General features: G+C 59.9%; 21 protein-coding genes and 2 pseudogenes. 12 read left to right on the forward strand and 11 right to left on the reverse strand.

Going from position 1 to position 21,710, the window contains the following annotated elements; translation table 11 throughout:
• Nucleotides 1-20 precede the first annotated feature (20 nt).
• Entirely contained in the window at nt 21-680 is a 660-nt protein-coding gene (locus K3F44_RS18905) for a glutathione S-transferase (RefSeq protein WP_220632787.1), read from the reverse strand.
• Nucleotides 681-825: 145 nt separating this feature from the next.
• Here K3F44_RS18905 and K3F44_RS18910 point away from each other — a divergent pair, with 145 nt between their 5' ends.
• From K3F44_RS18910 to K3F44_RS18920, 3 genes are all read left to right on the forward strand, one after another.
• Nucleotides 826-1,125 carry a hypothetical protein gene (locus tag K3F44_RS18910; protein ID WP_101322632.1) on the forward strand — a complete coding sequence of 100 codons (300 nt, stop codon included), beginning with the start codon at nt 826-828 and terminating at the stop codon, nt 1,123-1,125.
• A gap of 73 nt (nt 1,126-1,198) precedes the next feature.
• Nucleotides 1,199-1,444, forward strand: a complete 246-nt coding sequence (locus tag K3F44_RS18915; protein ID WP_101322633.1) for a TIGR02647 family protein — start codon at nt 1,199-1,201, stop codon at nt 1,442-1,444.
• A 151-nt stretch (nt 1,445-1,595) separates the two neighbouring features.
• Nucleotides 1,596-4,451, forward strand: a complete 2,856-nt coding sequence (locus K3F44_RS18920; protein ID WP_220632788.1) for a class I adenylate cyclase — start codon at nt 1,596-1,598, stop codon at nt 4,449-4,451.
• A gap of 15 nt (nt 4,452-4,466) precedes the next feature.
• Here the strand turns inward: K3F44_RS18920 and rnk are convergent, their stop codons facing one another.
• From rnk to cyaY, 3 genes are all read right to left on the reverse strand, one after another.
• A complete protein-coding gene (gene rnk, locus K3F44_RS18925) occupies nt 4,467-4,877 on the reverse strand; it encodes a nucleoside diphosphate kinase regulator (RefSeq protein WP_101322635.1) in 411 nt (136 codons plus the stop codon).
• 135 nt (nt 4,878-5,012) lie between these two features.
• Entirely contained in the window at nt 5,013-5,225 is a 213-nt protein-coding gene (locus K3F44_RS18930) for a DUF1289 domain-containing protein (RefSeq protein ID WP_101322636.1), read from the reverse strand.
• Between the two features lies 1 nt (nt 5,226).
• Nucleotides 5,227-5,559, reverse strand: a complete 333-nt coding sequence (gene cyaY, locus K3F44_RS18935; RefSeq protein WP_101322637.1) for an iron donor protein CyaY — start codon at nt 5,557-5,559, stop codon at nt 5,227-5,229.
• A gap of 221 nt (nt 5,560-5,780) precedes the next feature.
• Between cyaY and lptM the strand changes: the two genes are divergently transcribed.
• From lptM to K3F44_RS18965, 6 genes are read left to right on the forward strand one after another with little or no spacing between them, the layout of a single operon-like run.
• Nucleotides 5,781-5,993 (forward strand): LPS translocon maturation chaperone LptM, encoded by a 213-nt coding sequence (gene lptM / locus K3F44_RS18940; RefSeq protein ID WP_220632789.1) that lies wholly within the window; start codon nt 5,781-5,783, stop codon nt 5,991-5,993.
• 9 nt (nt 5,994-6,002) lie between these two features.
• Complete coding sequence (gene lysA, locus K3F44_RS18945; RefSeq protein WP_150571421.1) at nt 6,003-7,250, forward strand: diaminopimelate decarboxylase; 1,248 nt, start codon at nt 6,003-6,005, stop codon at nt 7,248-7,250.
• Between the two features lie 4 nt (nt 7,251-7,254).
• Nucleotides 7,255-8,085, forward strand: a complete 831-nt coding sequence (gene dapF / locus K3F44_RS18950) for a diaminopimelate epimerase (RefSeq protein WP_101322640.1) — start codon at nt 7,255-7,257, stop codon at nt 8,083-8,085.
• A 13-nt stretch (nt 8,086-8,098) separates the two neighbouring features.
• Entirely contained in the window at nt 8,099-8,809 is a 711-nt protein-coding gene (locus K3F44_RS18955; RefSeq protein WP_101322641.1) for a DUF484 family protein, read from the forward strand.
• Nucleotides 8,809-9,708, forward strand: a complete 900-nt coding sequence (gene xerC, locus K3F44_RS18960) for a tyrosine recombinase XerC (RefSeq protein WP_101322642.1) — start codon at nt 8,809-8,811, stop codon at nt 9,706-9,708. The genes K3F44_RS18955 and xerC overlap by 1 nt, the downstream gene beginning before the upstream one ends.
• Complete coding sequence (locus K3F44_RS18965; RefSeq protein ID WP_150571423.1) at nt 9,705-10,400, forward strand: HAD family hydrolase; 696 nt, start codon at nt 9,705-9,707, stop codon at nt 10,398-10,400. The genes xerC and K3F44_RS18965 overlap by 4 nt, the downstream gene beginning before the upstream one ends.
• A gap of 54 nt (nt 10,401-10,454) precedes the next feature.
• On the opposite strand, the gene sutA is transcribed toward K3F44_RS18965, so the two are convergent.
• The 3 genes from sutA to glnK all read right to left on the reverse strand — a co-directional run bounded on the left by sutA (nt 10,455) and on the right by glnK (nt 12,916).
• Nucleotides 10,455-10,778 (reverse strand): transcriptional regulator SutA, encoded by a 324-nt coding sequence (sutA, locus tag K3F44_RS18970; protein ID WP_101322644.1) that lies wholly within the window; start codon nt 10,776-10,778, stop codon nt 10,455-10,457.
• Between the two features lie 428 nt (nt 10,779-11,206).
• On the reverse strand, nt 11,207-12,529 hold the full coding sequence (locus tag K3F44_RS18975; protein WP_101322645.1) for an ammonium transporter: 1,323 nt from the start codon (nt 12,527-12,529) through the stop codon (nt 11,207-11,209).
• A gap of 48 nt (nt 12,530-12,577) precedes the next feature.
• A complete protein-coding gene (glnK, locus tag K3F44_RS18980) occupies nt 12,578-12,916 on the reverse strand; it encodes a P-II family nitrogen regulator (RefSeq protein ID WP_002555808.1) in 339 nt (112 codons plus the stop codon).
• A gap of 404 nt (nt 12,917-13,320) precedes the next feature.
• On the opposite strand from glnK, the gene K3F44_RS18985 reads away from it, so the two are divergent.
• The 3 genes and pseudogenes from K3F44_RS18985 to K3F44_RS18990 all read left to right on the forward strand — a co-directional run.
• On the forward strand, nt 13,321-13,620 hold the full coding sequence (locus tag K3F44_RS18985) for an accessory factor UbiK family protein (RefSeq protein WP_150571425.1): 300 nt from the start codon (nt 13,321-13,323) through the stop codon (nt 13,618-13,620).
• A 110-nt stretch (nt 13,621-13,730) separates the two neighbouring features.
• A pseudogene (locus tag K3F44_RS24890) lies at nt 13,731-14,378 on the forward strand (magnesium chelatase domain-containing protein); the annotation flags it as partial.
• A 63-nt stretch (nt 14,379-14,441) separates the two neighbouring features.
• Nucleotides 14,442-16,133, forward strand: a pseudogene (locus K3F44_RS18990) (recombinase family protein); the annotation flags it as partial.
• 14 nt (nt 16,134-16,147) lie between these two features.
• Here K3F44_RS18990 and K3F44_RS18995 read toward each other — a convergent pair.
• The 4 genes from K3F44_RS18995 to K3F44_RS19010 form a co-directional block, all read right to left on the reverse strand.
• Nucleotides 16,148-16,867: a hypothetical protein gene (locus tag K3F44_RS18995; protein ID WP_220632791.1), complete on the reverse strand. Its 720-nt coding sequence runs from the start codon at nt 16,865-16,867 to the stop codon at nt 16,148-16,150.
• Between the two features lie 501 nt (nt 16,868-17,368).
• On the reverse strand, nt 17,369-17,941 hold the full coding sequence (locus K3F44_RS19000; protein ID WP_220632792.1) for a recombinase family protein: 573 nt from the start codon (nt 17,939-17,941) through the stop codon (nt 17,369-17,371).
• A gap of 930 nt (nt 17,942-18,871) precedes the next feature.
• Complete coding sequence (locus tag K3F44_RS19005) at nt 18,872-20,719, reverse strand: AAA family ATPase (RefSeq protein WP_220632793.1); 1,848 nt, start codon at nt 20,717-20,719, stop codon at nt 18,872-18,874.
• Nucleotides 20,720-21,190: 471 nt separating this feature from the next.
• Entirely contained in the window at nt 21,191-21,421 is a 231-nt protein-coding gene (locus K3F44_RS19010) for a helix-turn-helix domain-containing protein (protein ID WP_220632794.1), read from the reverse strand.
• Between the last annotated feature and the right edge of the window lie 289 nt (nt 21,422-21,710).

A 21,710-nucleotide genomic window follows, 5' to 3' on the forward strand; every position in this document is an offset into this window, starting at 1 on the left:
GGCAGCCCGCCTTTTCACCCTCATTTGCGTTTGCTGATCATCTCCAGGAATGCCGGCATCGCCGCTTCCTTGTCTGCACGAATTTTCGCCATGTGCGGGTTCTCGCCAAGCAACTCCAGCAGCGCCCTCGCCTGCGGGAAGTCCTCGAGAAAGTCCAGGTTCAATACCTTCTTGCCGACCGCGCAGGCAAGGTCGACCGAAAACACGAACATCAAGTCAGCCAGGGTCATCTGCTCACCGGCAACGTACGGCGCGAACTTGCCATTGCGCTTGAGCGTGGCAAAGCCTGCCAGCAGCTCGGTGCGGGCGCGCTCCTTGATCAGCGGCTCGACGGCCTGGCCGAAGAACGCTTCGGCGTAGCAGGTACGCGCCGGCAACTCGATGTACAGCTCGATTTCCTTGAACAGCTCGCGCACCTTGGCCTGGCCGAAGGCATCAGCCGGCAGCAGGGCTTTGCCCGGCTGAGTCTGCTCGATGTAGTCGAGCATCACGCTGGTTTCGCTGATAAAGCCATGCTCGGTCTCCAGCACCGGCACCTTGCCGCGCGGGCTGATGGCCAGCACTTGTGGGGTCTGGCCGGAAACGAACGGCACCTCTTCGAACGGCAGGGCTTTTTCCAGCAACGCCAGCTTGACCATGTTGTAGTAGTTGCTGACAGGGAATCCGTAGAGCTTGAGCATTGCGACAGCCTCCAGGCCGTGAGGGGATGGCCCGGCTGTTATAACCACTCCCTTACGCCATGACCAGCGTCATGCATGGCATAGATGGCCAGGCATTGCCGGCGCGGGCATGGCAAACTAGCCCCCTCACTACAGGAGCACTGCCATGAGCGAACCCCAAGACATCGACAACGAAGATGAAGAAGCCTTCGCCGAAGCTACCCTGACCCAGGCCATCGAAAACCAGATCGAAAGCGGCGAGCCGCCGGCGGCCCTGGCGACTTTCAACAAGCTGAAGCTGGTTGGCTATGAGCGCGAAGATATTCTCAACCTGATGGCCCATGTACTGGCCTTCGAGATTGACGCCATGCTCGATGCCGACCGCCCGTTCGATACCGAGTGGTATGAAACGGCACTGCGCGCCCTGCCGGAGCTGCCACCTGAGGCGGATCAAGGCAACGCTTGAAAAGTCTGTCTACACTCCATGATCAAGCACCCGCAGTGGTGCCTAAATCCTTGTCTGGAAGTCAGGAGTTGCCATGTCGCTTACCCCCGAACTGATCGCCGAGCTGGAAGTTCTTGCGCTGTTCAATCTCGATAGCAGCCAGGAAGGCATCCAGGTCCACCAATCCGCTTCGCCAGATAAAGTCGCTGCTGCCAAGCGCCTCTTTGACAAGCAACTGACCGACCAGCCCGATGGTGGTTATCTGACCAGCCTGGGCCGTGACGCGGCGCAGAGCGTGCAGATTGTGCTGAACATTCTCAAAGCCCCAGAAACCGCCTGAAGCCTTCGCGCCTGTTCGCGGGCCAGGTTGCTGGTCGCGAACAGGCCAACCGCCTTGCTATTAATTTGGCGTCAAAAAACCATAAATTACCCTCTATTGCCCCTTGCTCAGGCTAAACTCGGCACTGCCCTGGCCTGCCCCTGAGTGCGCAATGAACCACCCTCATGAAATCCGCCCAGACCTGGACGACGGTATCGACCGCAAAGTCCTGGCCACGCTGCGCGCGCGCTTCATGCAGATCAATCAGGGCCGCCTCGGGCGTGCACGGGAGGGCTTGTCAACGCGCCAGCAGCAGGTGCTGACGCTGTTGCCGCTGTTGTTTCATGTCAATCACCCGCTGCTGCCCGGGTATGTCTCCGGCACCACTCCAGCCGGGGTGTGCAGGTATGAGCCGGATGCCGAGCTGATTGCCGAGGGCCAGCGCCTGGCGCGCTCGTTCAGCTACAAACCGCGGCTGGGCAATGCGCCGCTACCGATTCAGGGCCTGTACCTGATGGGCAGCCTGGGCACCCTGGCCCAGGCCGAACAGAGCGACATGGATGTGTGGGTCTGCCACGCCGCCGGCCTGGCCGAGTGGGCGCTGGCCGAGCTCAGGCGCAAATGCCAGTTGCTCGAAGCGTGGGCGGCGAGCCTCGGCGCCGAGGCGCATTTCTTTCTGATCGAACCGCAGGCCTTTACCGTCGGTGAGCGCGATGGCCAGCTCAGCTCTGACGACTGCGGTACTACCCAGCACTATCTGCTGCTCGACGAGTTCTACCGCACCGCGATCTGGCTGGCCGGGCGCACGCCACTGTGGTGGCTGGTGCCGGTGTATGAAGAGCACAACTATCAGGCCTACACGCAAACCCTGCTGAGCAAGCGCTTTATCCGCACCGACCATGACCTCGACCTCGGCCACCTGGCGCATATCCCGGTCGGCGAGTTTGTCGGCGCCGGCCTGTGGCAGTTGTTCAAAGGCATCGACTCACCTTACAAATCGCTGCTCAAGCTGCTGTTGACCGAGGCCTACGCCAGCGAGCATCCACAGGTGCGCTGCCTGAGTCTGGAGTTCAAGCAGGCGGTGTTTGCCAACCAGCTCGACCTCGATGCGCTGGACCCGTACGTGATGGTCTATCGGCGCATCGAGCAGTATTTGCTACGCCGCGGCGATGTCGCGCGGCTGGAGCTGGTACGGCGCAGCTTGTATCTGAAGGTCAACAAAAAGCTCAGCGGCCGCTCGCGCAACGGCGGCTGGCAACGCCAGCTATTGGCTCGCCTGGTTCGCGAATGGGGCTGGGACGAGCGCCAGCTGACGCTGCTCGACAGCCGCAGCCAGTGGAAGGTGCGCCAGGTCGCGCTCCAGCGCCGGGCGCTGGTGGCCGAGCTCAATCACAGCTATCGCTTCCTCAATCAGTTCGCCCGTGAACAGCAGGCCAGCAGCCGCGCCGACCAACGCGACCTGAACGTGCTCGGCCGACGCCTTTACGCCGCCTTCGAGCGCCGTGCCGGCAAGATCGAAGTGATCAACCCGGGGATTGCCCCGGACCTTGCCGAAGACACTCTGACGTTGGTCCATGCGAGCAATCGCAAGGAGCCTGGCGCGTTCCACTGGAGCCTGTACCAGGGCAACCTGAGCGTGGATGAGCTGGACCACTCCAGCCCGCTCAAGCGCTGCCGCGAACTGCTCGAGCTGCTGACCTGGGCGCACCGCAACGGCGTGATCGACAGCAGCACACGGCTGGCCCTGCATCCGGGCGCCAGCGACCTGAGCGAGTTCGAGCTGTTCAACCTGCTCGGCAGCCTGCAACAGAGTATTGCCCTGCCCTTGGAGCCCGTCAGCGAGTTGCGCCTACTGCAGCCAAGTGTGGCGGACGAGGTCCTGTTGCTGGTCAATGTCGGCGTCGACCCGCTGCGCCATCAGCGTGAACTGAACATCCTCATGACCACCGCCCGCACCGACTCGCTGAGTTACGCCGGCGTGCGCGAGAACCTGGTGCTGACCCTCGATCAGATCACCTTGAACAGCTGGAACGAGGTGCTGGTCCAGCGCTATGACGGCGAGCATGCGCTGATGCGTTGCCTGCGTGACTTTCTCAACACCCCGGGCCAGCGCCAGCAACCGCCACGGCTGCAGGTGCGCAGCTTCTGTCACAACCGCGCCCAGGCCATTGCGCAGCGGGTCGAGGATGTGTTCGCCACGGCTCGCACGTTGCTCCAACAGCGGCTGAACTACCGATACCTGGTGCAGATCGCACAGGACACCCATGTGCTTGAGCTACAGCCTGGTGAAGTCAAGCTGGTCACCTTGACCAACCACGAGCAACTGCTGGCTTATCTGGGCGAGGAGCGCAGCGAGTACAGCCCGCTGCACCTGGACGACAACGCGCTGGACGATGAAGATCTGGTATGGGTTCTGCCCCAAGGCCAGCCGCAGTGCATCCAGGTGTTCTACCGCCTGCTCGACGGCTGGGCCGACCTGTACGTGCTGGATGAATTCAATGCGCTGTGGCAGCAGCGCCTGCCGCTGGAAGATGAGGCGCACCTGTTGCTGCCGTTGCAGCGTTTTCTGCAATCGCTGGGCATGCGCCGCGATGCCCGGCTGCCGCTGACCAGTCTGCAACAGGGCTCATTGGATATTCTCTACTACCAGCTGCTGCCTGCAGGCCTGGGCAAGGTGCGCAGCCTGGAGTCACGCCGGGCACCGAGCGACAATGGCAGCCAGCCCTATTACGAGGTGCAGGCGATCGTACAGAGCGGGATCGGCGATGAGGTGCATATCACCCTGTACTGCGATCAGCAGGAATATTCGCAGCTTGAATACGGCGATCAGTTGTACGCCGTGGTGGCGCGGCAGATCCTCGGCCAGCGGCGCAGTGCCGGGCGTTATCGCTGCTATATCACCGATCTGGATTTGTCCGAGCTGCTCGCCGACGAGCAGGGCTCGACGTGCCTGCATCTGAGGTACAAGCGCGAGCTGGAGCAGGCGCTGAATGACGGCGTCGAGCAGTTGCAGGCCTCACTGCAGTGAGGCCTGCGTGACACCTCAGAGGTCGAAGTCGCCTGCAGCTTCTGGCTGATACTCGACCGCCAGCAAGGTCAGCTTGAGGGTCTTGCCACCCGGCGCCGGCCAGTCGATCTGGTCACCTACCGACAGGCCGAGCAAAGCGCAGCCAATCGGCGCCAGGATCGAGACCTTGCCTTCACCGCTGACGTCTTTCGGATAGACCAGAGTCAGGTGGTAGTCCTTGCCGCTGGCCTCTTCGCGGCAGTGCACCCGCGAATTCATGGTCACCACACCGGCCGGGACCTCCTCGTGACCGACTACCTTCTCGGCGCGGTCTAGCTCGTCCTGCAAGGCGGCGACACCCGGCGCGTTCTCATCGAGGCTATCGATCAGGCGCTCGAGACGTTGCACGTCCAGGCGGGTGAGGATGAGGGAAGGTTTGCGGCTCATGTTCCAGTCAGACTCCATGTTCAACAGACAATTTGCGGCGCACGAATAAAGCAAAACCCCGCCCAAGGGCGGGGTTTGTGCAGGCATTCGGCAGCGCCGACGCAGAGTCCGACAGTATCACAGCCGGGCGAATACTCAAGCCCGGGCGCGCAGGGCCTCGGCTTCCCGGCAGATCTGCCGGCGGCGTTCGTCGTCGGCAGAGCGCCACTCGCGGATGTGCTCGACATGGCGCTGGCAACCGGTGCAGACCCGTTCGGCGTCCAGTCGGCAAACATTGATGCAGGGCGATTTCACCGCTGGGCTGACGTTACTGTAAAGCGGCTTGGGCGGCCGCGGCTGCTCGCTCATGTCAGATCTCGTCGAAGTCCAGCTTCTCGCCAACGTGCCCCCAGACGATGCGCTCAAGCATCTCGCCGAGCAGCTCCTCAGTCTTTTCGCAGGTCCATTTACCGCTTTCTTCGTCATAGTCGAAGTGGAAACCGCCAGACTTGTCTGCCAGCCACAACTGGCGCAGCGGCTCCTGCCGGCTGAAGATCAGCTGGCTGCCGTTTTCGAACTTGATGGTGAGTACGCCGGCGGAGTTTTCCATGTCCAGATCAAGATCGGCTTCATCGAACAGGTCTTCCAGCGCCTGTTGGGTGGCATCGACCAGGTCGTGAAAACGCGCTTCGCTCAAACTCATTGCAAGAACCTCGAAATTGGCTGCATACAGGCAAGCCGGGGAAGATACGGACGCTGGCGCAAGAATGCAAAGCCTCAGACCATCTGCCAATGTTGCAAGGATAACGCAGCAGCGGCCCCGCCAGCGTTGCTTACCGCCAGGCGGACCGGCCCTTGCATAGGCAATCAGGCAGGCGCTGGGTATACTCGGGCGCAATACTGCTTATTTCAAGGATTTCACCAATGAAGCGCCTGATTTCCTCCCTCGCGGCGCTGGTCGCGGTTGCCTGCCTCGTTTCGGCCTGCGGTCAGAAAGGCCCCCTGTTCCTGCCTGAAGACGGCAAGGACGGCAAGGACGGCAAGGCCAACAAGTCGCACCAGCACCAGCACGCTCAGCCCTCGCCGCAGCCAGCGCCGCAGCAAGAGCAAGACCCAGAGCAGCCGCCAGCGCAGTAAGGAAATCCAATGGACGCTTTCAACTACCGCGACGGCCAGCTGTTCGCGGAAGGCGTGGCCCTGTCGGCCATTGCTGAACAGTTCGGCACCCCGACCTACGTCTACTCGCGTGCCCACATCGAGGCGCAGTACCGCAGCTATGCCGATGCCCTGCAAGGCGTCGAGCACCTGGTGTGCTTTGCGGTCAAGGCCAACTCCAACATTGGTGTGCTGAATGTGCTGGCCCGTCTGGGCGCAGGTTTCGACATCGTCTCCGGCGGCGAGCTGGAGCGCGTGCTGGCCGCTGGCGGGCGCGCCGACCGCGTGGTCTTCTCCGGCGTCGGCAAGACCCGCGAAGACATGCGCCGTGCGCTGGAAGTGGGCGTGCACTGCTTCAACGTCGAGTCCACCGATGAGCTCGAGCGCCTGCAGGTCGTGGCTGCCGAGATGGGCAAAGTGGCGCCGGTGTCGCTGCGGGTCAACCCGGATGTCGATGCTGGCACCCACCCGTACATCTCCACCGGCCTCAAGGAAAACAAGTTTGGTATCGCCATTGCCGATGCCGAAGAAGTCTATGTGCGCGCCGCACAGTTGCCGAACCTGGAAGTGGTCGGCGTCGACTGCCATATCGGCTCGCAGCTGACCACGCTGGAGCCGTTCCTCGATGCCCTCGACCGCCTGCTGGTACTGGTCGACCGCCTCGGCGAGTGTGGGATCCTGTTGCGCCACCTGGACCTGGGCGGCGGTATCGGTGTGCGTTACTGCGACGAACAGCCGCCATCGGCCGGTGAATACGTCAAGGCCATCCGCGAGCGCGTTGGCGATCGCGACCTGGCCCTGGTGTTCGAGCCCGGCCGCTACATCGTGGCCAACGCCGGCGTCCTGCTGACCCGCGTCGAGTACCTCAAGCACACCGAGCACAAAGACTTCGCTGTGGTCGATGCAGCCATGAACGACCTGATCCGCCCGGCCCTGTACCAGGCCTGGATGGGTGTCAGTGCCGTGCAGCCGCGTGCCGGTGATGGTCGTGCCTACGATATCGTCGGGCCGATCTGCGAGACCGGCGACTTCCTCGCCAAGGACCGCACGCTGAACCTGGCCGAGGGCGATCTGCTGGCCGTCGAGTCGGCGGGCGCCTATGGTTTTGTCATGAGCTCGAACTACAACACCCGCGGTCGTTGCGCCGAGGTGCTGGTCGACGCTGACCAGGCCTTCGAAGTGCGCCGTCGCGAGACCGTCGCCGAACTGTTCGCCGGCGAAAGCCTGCTGCCGGAGTGAACCCATGCTGCTGCGTTTTACCAAAATGCACGGCCTGGGCAACGACTTCATGGTCCTCGACCTGGTCAGCCAGCACGCGCACATCCAGCCCAAGCACGCCAAGCAATGGGGTGATCGGCACACCGGGATCGGTTTCGACCAGTTGCTGATCGTCGAAGCACCGAACAATCCGGACGTGGACTTCCGCTACCGGATCTTCAATGCCGATGGCTCCGAGGTCGAGCAGTGCGGCAACGGTGCGCGCTGCTTTGCGCGCTTCGTGCTGGACAAGCGCCTGACCGCGAAAAAGCTCATCCGCGTCGAAACCAAAGGCGGCATCATCGAGCTGGACGTGCGCAACGACGGCCAGATCTGCGTCGACATGGGCCCGCCGCGGCTGGACCCGGAGCAGATCCCGTTCCAGGCTGCCGAGCAGGCGCTGAGCTACGCGCTGGAAGTCGACGGCCAGAACTACTCGATTGCCGCCGTTTCGATGGGCAACCCTCACTCCGTGCTGCGCGTCGACGATGTCCTGACCGCACCGGTGCACGAGCTGGGGCCGAAGATCGAACACCACCCGCGCTTCCCGCAGCGGGTCAACGCCGGCTTTATCCAGATTGTCGACCGCCACCGCGCCAACCTGCGAGTATGGGAACGTGGCGCCGGTGAAACCCAAGCCTGCGGTACCGGCGCCTGCGCCGCTGCCGTGGCCGCTATCAGCCAGGGCTGGATGGATTCGCCCGTGTCCATCGACCTGCCAGGCGGGCGCCTGAGCATCGAGTGGGCAGGCCCCGGCCAACCGGTATTGATGACCGGCCCTGCCGTGCGCGTCTATGAAGGACAGGTTCGCCTCTAACCGAGTAAGCGCCATGACCGATCAGCCACAGGTTTTACCCGAACAGGCCACCGACCTCGATGCCGAGGCGGTGGTTGCCTACCTGCGTGCGCACCCGGCGTTTTTTGCCGAGCACGACGAACTGCTGCTCGAACAGCAGATCCCGCACCAGCGCGGCGACAGCGTGTCGCTGGTGGAGCGCCAGCTGAAGCTGTTGCGCGACCGCAACATCGAGATGCGCCATCGCTTGTCGCAACTGATGGACGTCGCCCGCGACAACGACCGGCTGTTCGACAAGACCCGCCGGCTGATCCTCGACCTGCTCGATGCCAGCAGCCTGGAAGAAGTGGTGATGGCCGTCGAAGACAGCCTGCGCCAGGAATTCAAAGTGCCCTTCGTCAGCCTGATCCTGTTTGGTGAAAACGCCACACCGGTCGGCCGCTGGGTCAGCAATGCCGAGGCGCAACAAGCCATCGGCGCCCTGCTGGGCAGCGGCAAGACGGTCAGCGGCAACCTGCGTGAGCACGAGCTGGCGTTCCTGTTTGGCGAAGAGCAACGCAAGGACGTCGGCTCCAGCGCGGTGGCCACCCTGGAATATCAGGGCCTGCATGGCGTGCTGGCGATCGGCAGCCACGACCCGCAGCACTACAAGAGCAGCGTCGGTACATTGTTCCTCAGCTACATCGCTGAAGTGCTTGGCCGGGTGGTTCCACGGCTCACCCAGACCCTGCGACCGGTGCGCTGATGGAGCGCCAGCTGGAGGCTTATTGCGCGCATCTGCGCAATGAGCGCCAGGTATCGCCGCACACCCAGCAAGCGTACCGTCGCGACCTGGAGAAAGTCCTCGAATACTGCGGTGCCCAAGGCATTACCAACTGGGGCGCACTGCACATCCAGCAACTGCGCCAGTTGGTTGCCCGCCAGCATCATCACGGGCAGTCCTCGCGCAGCATCGCCCGGCTGCTCTCGGCGGTGCGCGGGCTGTACCGCTACCTGAACCGCGAAGGCCTCTGCGAGCACGACCCGGCCAATGGCCTGGCGCCGCCCAAGGGCGAGCGCCGCCTGCCCAAGGCGTTGGATGCCGACCGCGCTTTGCAACTGTTGGACGGTGGCGTCGACGACGACTTCATTGCCCGCCGCGACCAGGCCATTCTCGAGCTGTTCTATTCCTCTGGTTTGCGCTTGTCCGAGCTGACCAACCTCGATCTCGAGCACCTCGACCTCGCCGACGGCCTGGTGCAGGTGCAGGGCAAGGGCAGCAAGACCCGCGTGCTGCCGGTCGGCCGCAAGGCCCGCGAGGCGCTGCAGGAGTGGCTCAAGCTACGCGGCATCAGCGCGCCGCAGGACAACGCGGTGTTTGTCAGCCGCCAGGGCCGGCGACTCGGCCCGCGGGCCATTCAGTTACGGGTCAAGGCGGCCGGCGAGCGCGAGCTGGGCCAGCACCTGCACCCGCACATGCTTCGCCATTCCTTCGCCAGCCATATGCTGGAATCGTCCCAGGACCTGCGGGCGGTGCAGGAGATGCTCGGCCATGCCGACATCAGCACCACGCAGATCTATACCCACCTGGACTTCCAGCACCTGGCAGCGGTCTACGACAGCGCCCATCCCCGGGCCAAACGCAGCAAGGGCAACGACTCATGAGCATCCAGCTGATCACCTTCGACCTCGACGATACCTTGTGGGACACCGCGCCAGTGATCCTCAGCGCCGAGACCGTGCTGCGCGACTGGCTCGAAGCCAACGCCCCGCGCCTGGGCGGCGTGGCAGTCGAGCACCTGTACGCCATCCGTGAACGCCTGGTGCAAGCCGAGCCCGGCCTGAAGCACCGCATCAGCGCCCTGCGTCGGCGCGTACTCAACCACGCCCTGCGTGACGTCGGCTACAGCGACCAGCAAGCGCAGCAATTGGCCAACGAAGGCTTCGAGGTGTTTTTACACGCGCGTAATCAGGTCGAGGTGTTCCCTGAAGTGCAGCCGGTGCTGGAGATCCTGCGCCAGCGCTACACCCTGGGTGTGGTCACCAATGGCAACGCCGACGTCGCCCGCATTGGCCTGGCCGATTACTTCAAGTTTGCCCTGTGCGCCGAGGACCTTGGCATCGGCAAGCCGGACCCGGCGCCGTTTCTTGAGGCCTTGAAGCGCGGTGATGCGCCGGCTGAAGCCGCAGTGCACGTTGGCGATCACCCTGGCGACGATATCGCCGGGGCCCAGCGGGCCGGCCTGCGCGCGGTATGGTTCAACCCGCAGGGTAAGGCCTGGACCGGCGATAAAGCGCCTGATGCGCAGATTCAGCGGCTGTCGCAGCTGCCTGAAGTACTCGCCCGCTGGCGCTGAACAGCAGCCACAAAAAAGCCCGCAGCGACGGCGGGCTTTCTTGCAGACAACCACTCAGATAGGGCGGCTGCCGTACTTGTTGTCGGGCTTCTTGGGCGGATCGGCCACCACATTGGCCTCCACTTCCTGCACCTTGCCACCGCGATTCAAGAACTCTTCCATGGCACGGGCCAGGGCGTCGCGCTCTTTCTGCTTGGCCTCCATGCTCGGCATGTCGTCTACCGTCACGGCAGCCTTGGACTTGCCTTTGGCAGCAGGTACCGGGGTGTCGTCGCCAGCGTCTTCGACGCCGTCATCGGCAGCAGCCTCAAGACCTTCATCAGCCTCGTCTTCGTCGCCTACTTCGAGGTCGTCAGTTTCCAGATCGTCGTCGCTCATGTTCTACCTCATGGCTTGCGAAAAGCAGGTTGGTTATAGACCAGTGTTGCCGTAGACCGGCAGCCACCAGTGAAAATTCAACTGGCCGTGGGTTTGGCCACTGCCCTTGAGCATGCGCTGCTGGATGAGCAGCGCTACCCTGCAGGCCCTGCTGCTGGCAGAGCCTGACGAAATCCCTGAGCCGGTGCTGGCCATACGATATTGGCAAGCCTAGCAAAGGCTGGAAGAAGCGCGAGATTAACTCTTCAGCACTCTCCGGCGCGCATTCTAGCGTGCTCGCAGAAAAAGCAAAGCTCCATAAACGCACTGCAGGTTGTAAGTTTTTGGCATCCGTCGCGAACGTAACGGATAAACCGTTTGCTCTGCACGAAACTGCGAAATTCAGACAAAAAAATGCCCGGCGAACCGGGCAATTTTTTTCGTCGTGATTACAGGTTGTAACCACGCTCGTTGTGTTGCGCCAGGTCGAGGCCGACCGACTCTTCTTCTTCGGTGACCCGCAGGCCCATCACCATATCCAGCACCTTTAGGATGATGTAGGTGACGATAGCGGTGTAGACCACGGTGAAGATCACGCCCTTGGCCTGAATCCAGAACTGCGCGCCGATGTCGTCCACCGCGCCGAAGCCGCCCAGAGCCGGTGCCGCGAAGATACCGGTGAGCAAGGCGCCGACGATGCCGCCGATACCGTGTACACCGAATGCATCCAGCGAGTCGTCATAGCCCAGCTTGCGCTTGAGGCTGGTGGCGCAGAAGTAGCAGATCACACCCGAGGCCAGGCCGATCACCAGAGCGCCCATCGGGCCCACGGTGCCGGCTGCCGGGGTAATTGCCACCAGGCCTGCCACTACACCCGAAGCGATGCCCAGTGCGCTTGGTTTGCCGTGGAAGATCCACTCGGCGAACATCCAGCCCAGCGCCGCAGCGGCGGTGGCGATCTGGGTGACCAGCATGGCCATGCCGGCGGTGCCGTTGGCAGCTGCGGCGGAGCCTGCGTTGAAGCCGAACCAGCCGATCCACAGCATGGCTGCGCCGATCAGGGTGTAGCCCAGGTTGTGCGGTGCCATTGGCGTGGTTGGGTAGCCTTTACGCTTGCCCAGCACCAGGCAGCAGACCAGGCCCGCGATACCGGCGTTGATGTGCACCACAGTGCCACCAGCGAAGTCGAGTACGCCCCAGTCCCACATCAATGCGCCGTCGCCGCTCCAGACCATGTGCGCGATAGGCGCATAGACCAGGGTGAACCACACTGCCATGAAGATCAGCATCGCCGAAAACTTCATCCGCTCGGCGAAGGCACCGACGATCAGCGCGGGAGTGATGATGGCGAAGGTCATCTGGAAGGTGATGAACACTGCTTCCGGGAAGGCCGCCGTCAGGCTGGCTGGGGTCACGCCGTTGAGGAAGGCTTTGGAGAAGCCGCCCACGAACGAGCTGAAGTTGAGCACGCCTTTTTCCATACCGGTGGTATCGAAGGCCAGGCTATAGCCGTACACCATCCACAGGATGCTGATCAGGCCGGTGATGGCGAAGCACTGCATCATCACCGAAAGCACGTTCTTGGAGCGGACCATGCCGCCGTAGAACAGGGCCAGACCTGGAATGGTCATGAACAGTACCAACGCCGTCGCAGTGAGCATCCATGCGGTGTCGCCGGAGTTCAGCGTAGGGACAGCTTCCTCGGCCAGCGCGAGGCCTGGCATTGCGAGGGACAATAGGGCGCCTAGCCCTGCGATCTGACGCAGAGTCATGTTGTTTTCTCCTGGGGCGTTGGGTTTGGTGAGGCTTTGTTGTGTCGCTTAGATCGCGTCGGTATCGGTTTCGCCGGTACGGATGCGGATCGCCTGCTCCAGATTGACTACGAAAATCTTGCCATCACCGATCTTGCCGGTGTTGGCGGCCTTGGTGATGGCCTCGATTACCCGGTCCAGATCCTTGTCGTCGATGGCGACGTCGATCTTCACTTTGGGCAGGAAGTCGACCACGTATTCAGCACCGCGATACAGCTCGGTGTGGCCCTTCTGCCGACCGAAGCCTTTGACTTCAGTGACGGTGATGCCCTGCACGCCGATTTCCGACAGCGACTCGCGAACGTCGTCCAGTTTGAACGGCTTGATGATGGCAGTGACTAGCTTCATGAAACTCTCCCGATTTGGTGGACTTGCCCCAGGAAAACAAACCCGTCTCAAGTCTAAGCGCAGTGCTCGGCTTTGTAACGCATCGTTGGCATGGCTCGGCGTCGATCTCGCAAGTGACGCTGAACAAACGCCTCGCGGCGCGGCCTGCGCACTGCCTGGTCACAAGGACCCGCATCAGTGCATGGCTCGTAAAGGTCATTGCAGAAACCTTGCCAAAACCTGGAAATGCTCGGGAAACAGCGAGTTGCGTGGAATGTTCAGATTGGGCCAGTCGCCATCAGTGAAAACCTGCACGGTTTTGGTGCGCAGGTTATCTCCTGAATGCGCGAAAAGCGTGCGGCAAAGGGCCTTTATACCGGCGTGCTACACTTGGGCTCTTTTTTCGATCAAGCGGACAGCCCACCATGCTCGCGCCCAAAGCATTCCTAGACGCCCTTAGCGACCAGGCCTCGCGCCTGTTCAACGGTGACACTGCCCAGCCCCGCGCTGAACTGGAAAGCCAGTTCAAGGTGCTTATGCAGGGCGCCTTCAGCAAGCTCGACCTGGTCAGCCGGGAAGAATTCGACAGCCAGATGGTTGTGCTTGCACGCACCCGTGCGCGGCTCGAGGCGCTGGAGAAGCAGGTTGCTGAGCTGGATGCACGGATGAGTGCGGCGCCAGCGGCGCAGGCGGCTGAACCGGCGGCGGATCAAGCGGTTTCCTAAAGGCCCCCTGCAAAACCCCGAAGCACTCTTCCCGAAGCAGCCACCCAACACCCCGCTACGCTGATGACGTGCCGCAGGACGCGGCTTTCATCAGCGACTACGGAGTGTCCATGTCCCTCGCCCTTGTTCACAGCCGCGCCCAGGTCGGCGTCGAGGCGCCTGCCGTCAGTGTCGAGACCCATCTCGCCAATGGCCTGCCCACGCTGACGCTGGTCGGCCTGCCGGAAACCACCGTCAAAGAGAGCAAGGACCGGGTGCGCAGCGCCATCGTCAACTCGGGCCTGAACTACCCCGCCAGGCGCATTACCCAGAGCCTCGCCCCTGCCGACCTGCCCAAGGACGGCGGGCGCTACGACCTGGCCATTGCCCTGGGCATTCTGGCGGCCGATGCGCAGGTGCCGGTTGCCCAGCTAAGCGAGATCGAGTGCCTGGGCGAGTTGGCCTTGTCCGGTGCCGTGCGTGCGGTGCAGGGCGTCCTGCCTGCAGCGCTGGCGGCACGCGATGCCGGCCGGGCACTGGTGGTGCCGCGGGACAATGCCGAGGAGGCGAGCCTGGCCAGTGGATTGGTGGTGTATGCGGTTGCCCATCTACAGGAGCTGGTCGCCCACCTCAACGGCCAGGTGCCGTTGGCGCCTTACGCGGCCAATGGGTTGGTGCTGCAGAGCAAGCCTTACCCGGATTTGAGCGAAGTGCAGGGCCAGGTGGCGGCCAAACGGGCGCTGCTGCTGGCGGCGGCGGGTGCCCACAATCTGCTTGTGTTGTGTGATAATACACCAACACGAATCAGGACCAGCCCGATGAAGCCGAAAGCGTACAGTTATATTCGTTTCAGCAGCCCTGACCAGGCTAAGGGCGATAGTTACAGGCGGCAGCGAGTCGAAGCGGAAGAATATTGTGCAGCCGAGGGCATTGACCTGGCCAAAGAGAAAGAGTACCTGTTCTTCGATCATGGCAAGTCTGCGTACACGAAAGAACACGTCGGTGACAAAGGGCAGCTCAGACGATTTATCGACCTTGTCGATAGCGGCGAAATCAAGCCGGGGTCCTACTTGCTAGTTGAGTCACTGGACCGCTTGAGCCGTGACAAGGTGATGGCGGCATTAAGCCAGTTCACTGATCTGCTCCGCAAAGGCATCAAGATTGTTACGCTCTCTGACAAGCGAATTTACTCGGAAGATTCGCCCAGCATTGCCATGGAGCTAATCGTTAGCATTACGGTAATGATGCGAGCACATGAAGAGAGCGCCACCAAGGGTAAGCGGGTGGCCGCCGCTTGGAAAAATAAGCGTACGCTTGCTCGCTCCAATGGTATACCACTTGGTGCTGCCTGCCCGTACTGGCTGAAACTTGTTGACGGCGACTACGCCGAAGTCAAGGACCGTACTGATGTGATCCGCAGAATCTTCGACATGACGATTCAAGGGTACGGGCAAGCTGCCATCTCACGGCGACTAAACGAAGATGGCGTTCCCGTATTCGGCAGCACGCGAGCAACGCAAGAGAAGCCGAGAAACAAGAGCGGCTTATGGGGTACTAGCTCCGTGCAGAAAATCCTACACAACAGAGCATTGCTGGGCGAATACCAACCAACGCACCTTGTAGGCCGTGTACGAGAAAACGATGGCGAACCTGTAACAGGCTTCTACCCGGAAATCATCACCTTGGATGTGTTCCTGCAAGCTAAGGCTGCACGAGCACAACGGCAAACCAGCGGCTCTACCAAGCAGTCGAAGCACTTCAACATCTGGCAGGGCATTGCTAAGTGCCGACTCTGCGGCGATGCCATGCACTTGATTAACAAGGGCCGACCACCCAAGGGCTACACCTACCTTCAGTGCTACTCGGCCAAGAAGGGCAATTGTCGTAACGGCAGTATTCGAATCGAACAGACCGAAGCCGTCTTCAAGGAAACCCTAACCAATGTGGACAGCATGTCGCTGATTCATGGGCGAAGTGCCGGAGTTCGCAAGCACCTAGAGGTCGAAGAAGGCAAGTTGGCCACGATAGCCAGCAAGCTTGAGCAGGCTACCGAAGCTCAAATCGCATACCCATCCATCAAAGGTGCCAAGCTCCTCCACGACTTGGAGAACGAACACATCCAGACACTGGCGGCACGAGATGAACTAAGAGGGCAGCTCGCATCGCACCGCGTCATCAACAAAGAAGACTACTTCAAACAACTGGACCTTGTGACCTACGAAGGGAGGGCGGCTGCCAACAGCCTGCTAAAACGGCTGGGCATTCAGGTGCAGTTCAAACGCGATAACCCGAGCCGGTTCCAATGCTGGATACTCGACAAGTCTGACGAAGCCGTGACCGAAGAAATCCAGCAGATGCTATTCGGTGTTCTATATGACGATGGGACGGTTGCCACCCAAGCCCTAGACGCTGATATCCATGGCAGACAAGTCGAGCAGGGTTTAATCACTAATGCCATTGCCTTCCGCGAACTGGAAGATGATGGTATCGGCTGGCAGTGGTTCGGCGGCAAGCTGAGGAAGTCATGGAGCTAAGCACCTCATGTATCTCAGCCCCCCAAAGCAGCAAAGTTCACTTCCCACCAACGCCACAAGGCGATGCCTGTGCTGAAGCCGCCCAGTACCAGTGGTGCAACGTAGTCAGTGAACCAGGGGGTGATGAAAGCGCCCTTCAAAACTGCGAAGCCCTTAGCCGCCCAAGCCAGCGCTAGGTTAGGTTGGTAAGGAGTACTAGATTGCCCGGTGCTTGGGTGCCATTTACCATCTGTAGCGAATCTAAAGTCAACCAAGAGGCGCATTTGGGTGCGGTATTTCCGACTTATCTGATGTAGCTCTGCGGCTTCATCACCATTACGGCGCTGATCTTCAGCTAGGGATTGCCTTCCCATCGCCTCAGCATAGAAGCAACCCACCTGTATCTGATCCGGTCGCTTGGGAAAATCCGCGATCCTAGTTTCTACCAGAGCGTTCGCCTGACGATAATTCCATTTTACGGCGAGCCAGACCAAAGCTTTGTCATAGAGGTCGTTCATCGCATCGTCGAAATAGAGCGCGTTGCTGGGCAAGCGTTGGTAGAAGCGGAACCAGAAGTAAGCGTTGACGACAGCGACCACCAGCCAGATGCTTTCTTTGCGATGGGCGAACGCAAGGGTGACGCCCATCAGGTTGAACTGGGTTAGTTCAGCCTTGAAGTACCACAAGCCAATCACAAGGCACGAATATGTGAACAGGAAGCCTCTGGCCTTCTTGAAATCACCTTCATCATCCATCGCCAATCCCCTACCCAGTGAAGGCGATATGCTAGCACGATGGCCAGCCCTTCCATCTAACGCTGCTGCCGGCCAAAACGTCTCAACTGAACGCTGTCCCAGACGAATATCACTGTGCTTACTGGGGCCGAAATATCACTGGGCTGAGTTTTCAGCCCAGTGGGTGCCGGTGCCTGACCCCTAAGCCGATTTCCAGACTACCTACCTACCAGAACCCTGAAATATCTGACACGAAAAAGCCGCCCGTAGGCGGCTATGTGCGAAGTATCTCAATGGCTGAAGCAATGGAGCCGGCGTTAGCATCAAGGGCCTGAAGGCAGGACATTGTGTTTTCGTGGGCATTGACAGACCCACGCTGCCTGATCCATGTACTGACTTCTTCGATGGCTGCCCTCAAAGCAGTCTGATTCATATGCAGCAGCTCTAGGATGTCCGCTATTGCCGCGTTCCGATCTTCCATGTGGGTGTTCTCGCTATAGGCAGATACCGCAGAGTAGGGCCTTACAGGACCTTGTTCCAGTGCCGTTTGACCGTGGCGATGCCGATGTCCAGTTCGGCTGCCACTTCCGCCTGTGTCATATTCTTGGCCTTGGCCTCCTGTACAGCCTTGGTGGTATCAACGGCTTCTGGGCGACCCAGCTTCTTGCCATTTGCTTTGGCACGCTTCAGGCCGGACTGTGTACGTTCGATCAGCAAATCCCGCTCAAACTCTGCGACAGCGCCTAGCACCTGCATAGTCATCTTGCCTGCTGCACTGGTCAAGTCTACGCCGCCAAGGGCGAGGCAGTGAACGCGGATGTCGGTGGCTGACAGTTGCTCGACCGTCTGCCGTACATCCATAGCGTTGCGTCCAAGGCGGTCCAGCTTGGTGACGATCAGCACATCACCTGATTCTATCCGCTCAAGCAGCTTCTGGAAGCCGGGACGTTCACTGGCAGGGACGCTACCGGATATCGTCTCTTCAATTACCCGGCTGGCCTGTACATCGAAGCCGGCGTTCTTTACGTCCTGTACTTGGTTCTCAGTGAACTGGTTGGACGTGCTGACGCGGCAGTAAAGGAAGGTACGGGACATCGGCATTACCCAAGGGATCATTTAACGTGGGATCATTGTATCGGTATCACAATAGCTAGTAAAGCCTATTTTGTTGATACCAAAACGAGCTGGATTCTATGGCATCGTTTAACGGTCGTTTGTTGATCCCACGGGGAGTGCCAACCGATCCAACCTAGTAACAAGAGCAGGTAGTCACCTTTAGTTACCGCTTCGATACGACAGCAATCGACCCATTGCGGACACTAACGTCCGACTACAGCGGTATGCCGTAGGCATGTCCTTTTCAAGGAATTGTCAGGGCGTATTCATTAGTAGAAGCGAACATTCATCCCATAGTTCTCGGTCTTGCTCATAGCGCTGTGCAATCTGGCGCGGTGTGTTGTCTCCGCCTGAAGTGCCCTGCCCCATCGGATACGCACCGTAGTGAAGCAAGTGACAGTTCAGAAGTACTCGCTCGGCGCTTTTCGTTGTACGACCATCAGTGACCCGAAAAACTTGGAGTCGGAGTGAAACACCCGAATGGTAATAGACGGAGAGCGTGTGGTTGATTAGCGTGCTCAAGCCCTCAGTCAGGCTGCTAGAAACATGGTGCCCAAAGCGCTTTCCAGCCCCGGTCTCGCGTTGCGTTTCGCCGATATAGACGACTCGACCGCCTCTGCGGGGATAGGGGATTTCGTGGCTAGAGTCGGTTAGGGAGTAGATGTATACGAGCTGCGCTCGGCTTCCCATTTCGGCGTGTTTAGCGAGCGCTTGGAGAGCCTTCCTATCTTTTACTGTGTCCCGCGCAATTGTCTCGGAGTAAATCTCGACTAGCATAGGCGGCCTAAAGTTCTGGTTAAGGACCGCGGAGCGCGGTCCCGGTGACATTGAGCAGGATGAAATACTTGAACCGCATAGGAGGCAGAATCGACCCAAAGTTTTCTCTTGAGAAGCTACAAGAATCTCAAATTACTGAGGAAGAAACGCTTCACTCCAACCCTGCGCTCGGAGCTGGCCCGTCACGGTGTATATTCTATTGTCCGATGCCTGCGAAGATCCTCCAACGTGGTGATGGATTTTCGGCCGAAGCCCATCCATAAGCATCTTGCCGTGAGAATGCTGGAACGAGACTGGTATCAGTCCGTTTGCGGGAATGAAAGCATTGTCCTGCGGAGGATTGTTGGGCATTCCTGATGCGGCCCACTCTGGCTTCCCGCGCTTGCGCGGAACATCGTAAAGAGATGAGAAAATCTGTCCGCGGGCGACGCGGGCAGCATTCACTAGATTGTCACGCTTGAACACGGTCACGTCCGTAATCGCGGCGTCGATTAGTTCAGGAGCAAGGTCGTTGAAGACCTCTTTCAGATGTGCCGCCTGAGCAAACGAATGTTCGACGTCGTTCAGAGGCGTGAAAACCTCCGTGACACGGGTCACGCCGTTGCGTTGGCGTTCCGAAGCAGCAGTTAATAACTCGAATTGCATTTCTTGTTCAGTCCGGAAGTCTCGATCTCGGTGCAAGATGATTCGGGCGTCTGGGCGCATATCAGTGATCATGTTTGCAAGTAACCTTGCTGCCGGAAGATTTCCGCACCCGTTGTAGGAGAGTACAACGAGGTTATCAGGTGCGCCGTTCGCCTTCGCCAGCACTGTAACTGGTCGTGACAGTTTGTCCTCTGTCATCAAGATAACGGGTCTTGCAGGATCGAATGCTTCGGCGCCGGCTGATAGCGCTCCGAGGGTCATCAAAATGGGAATGGCGGGACGTTGAGAATCGTCGACTGGAACCTGTGCGCCTTCGCTCATCCATGCAACACCAGCGTCTGGATCATACATAAGGCGCTGGATCAGTTGGGGTGAATGGCTGGCGAACAAAATACGGGTTTGAGTCTCGGTGGCGACGCTTTTGAGCGCATCATAGAGTCGCGCCTGGCTATCGGCATGCAAGTGCGCGTCTGGCTCGTCCAGCAGGATCAGAGGCGGCGCATAGAAGCAGGCGTAAGCGATGATCTGAATAACTTGCAACATCCCTGTCGACGCCATGTCAAGGGTGACAGTAGCGTCAAGTGTTTCGATTTCGACATTGACGTAGCGATCTCTTTGCTGATCATGACTTACTATGACGCGTGCACCGGCGTAGCAGCGCTCAAGAAGCTTGGAAAAGGTCTTCCAACCGCAGTCCGGTAATAGGGCAATGTTGCGGTCCTGGCACCAGGCAGTCCTCGCCATTCCATCCAGGTCTCGTGTGAAGAGATGATCAAGTACGGTGCGTAGATAGAGATTGGCGTCGCCATGCATGACTGCGGCGTCCATTGCCCCCTTAGATCGCCATTCTTCTCGGATCGGGATTCCAGATAAACCAGGTGTAAATATTGAGAAAGGGCGGGTGCTACTAGCAAGGACGGCAGCCAAGTCGTCATCCCCCCGGCGGGTGATGGCAATATTCGCGTTCTTTCCGCGGCGGATCTCAATCGTTACAGCCTTATCCGCATTTGTCTCGAGATCTACGCCGCAGTAGGTGATCGAATAGCCTAGATTCTGTGTCGCGCTATCCCCGCGCCTTAAATCTAGCAGTCGCTCGGTGGGCCGGAACAGCACCGCATCGTTGGCGACCGTGCCAGCGAAATCAGGGGCGCCATTAGCGCGAATACCGCGAAAGGCCGCCTGCAAGAGTGATACGCCGAGTTGCGCCGCCTGCAATGCGCTGCTTTTACCACTCGTGTTACCGCCTACAAGAGCAGTAAGTGGTCGTAAGTCGATTTCGAGTGACTCTATCCGCTTGAAGTCATTGATGACTATTTTATCGAGCCGAACTTGCATGTTTCTTCCCTAGACCCTGCCGACTAACCGCGCTCGTTGATGAGCGCCTGTTTTTACACAAACAGTCGCAGAAGATCAAACATTGACGGCGATCCAGTGGCCTCTCATGGTCCAAAACTAATGATTGAGGATGGCAGCTATTGGCCGGTTCCGGCCCTCCTTGATCATCACCAATTGGACCGCCGCTGTCCATGGTGAAGGGCTACTTAGTGTCGATAGCAGCCAGTCCTGCTGCGAACTGTGCAAGGTTTCACGGCGGTAATAGGACCGCAGCAACGCCTCGTACCGCATAGCCATGTTTTTAGTATGGTTTTAGCAGCGATGGCGCTGCCTGCTTAACCTCTCAGCTGCGAATGCCAATGTTTCCGGGGCTCAGTAGTAGAGCAACGGCTGGGAGGCTGCTGCGGCGACGGGCTGGCGGCTAGTTGTGTATTAGTTCGAGCAATAGATATCCGAGCCAGAGCATTCCGCTCACATTCCCTCAAACAGTGCTGAGATGCTCACCCCCAAGGCATCTGCTAAGACCTTGACGGCGTTGATTGAAGGGTTGGCACCGCCCGTCTCAATGCGGGACATGTACGTCCTGGCGAAGCCACACCGATCCGCGAACGCCTCTTGGCTCATGCCCATAGCCACACGCAGCTCCCTGACTCGGGTGCCGAACTGGTGTTGAAGCGCAGGGGACGGGGGTGGCGCGGGCATTCCCCAATGCTCCGGGGATGTGATCTAATCGGACACACACTAATCGTGACATTCGTTGAAGGGTCAGCCCTCGCGGATGCCTAAGGATCGAGTCGATGACCGAGGTAGCTTCAAATCCCCCTGCATCCCAGGGCTCCGTGTACTTCACGCCTGAAGCCATGAGGTGCGCCCTTAAGCTGGTGCTTTCACACCGTACTTGTGGTGCCATCCTTCTTGCCCTTTGGTCGAACGTGGGAGACGGCGGAGTAGTGCGGGTGTCACAGGCTGCTATCGCCCATGAGTGCGACGT

The sequence above is a fragment of the Pseudomonas sp. S07E 245 genome (assembly GCF_019599025.1).
GTDB classification, from domain to species: Bacteria; Pseudomonadota; Gammaproteobacteria; order Pseudomonadales; family Pseudomonadaceae; genus Aquipseudomonas; species Aquipseudomonas shirazensis.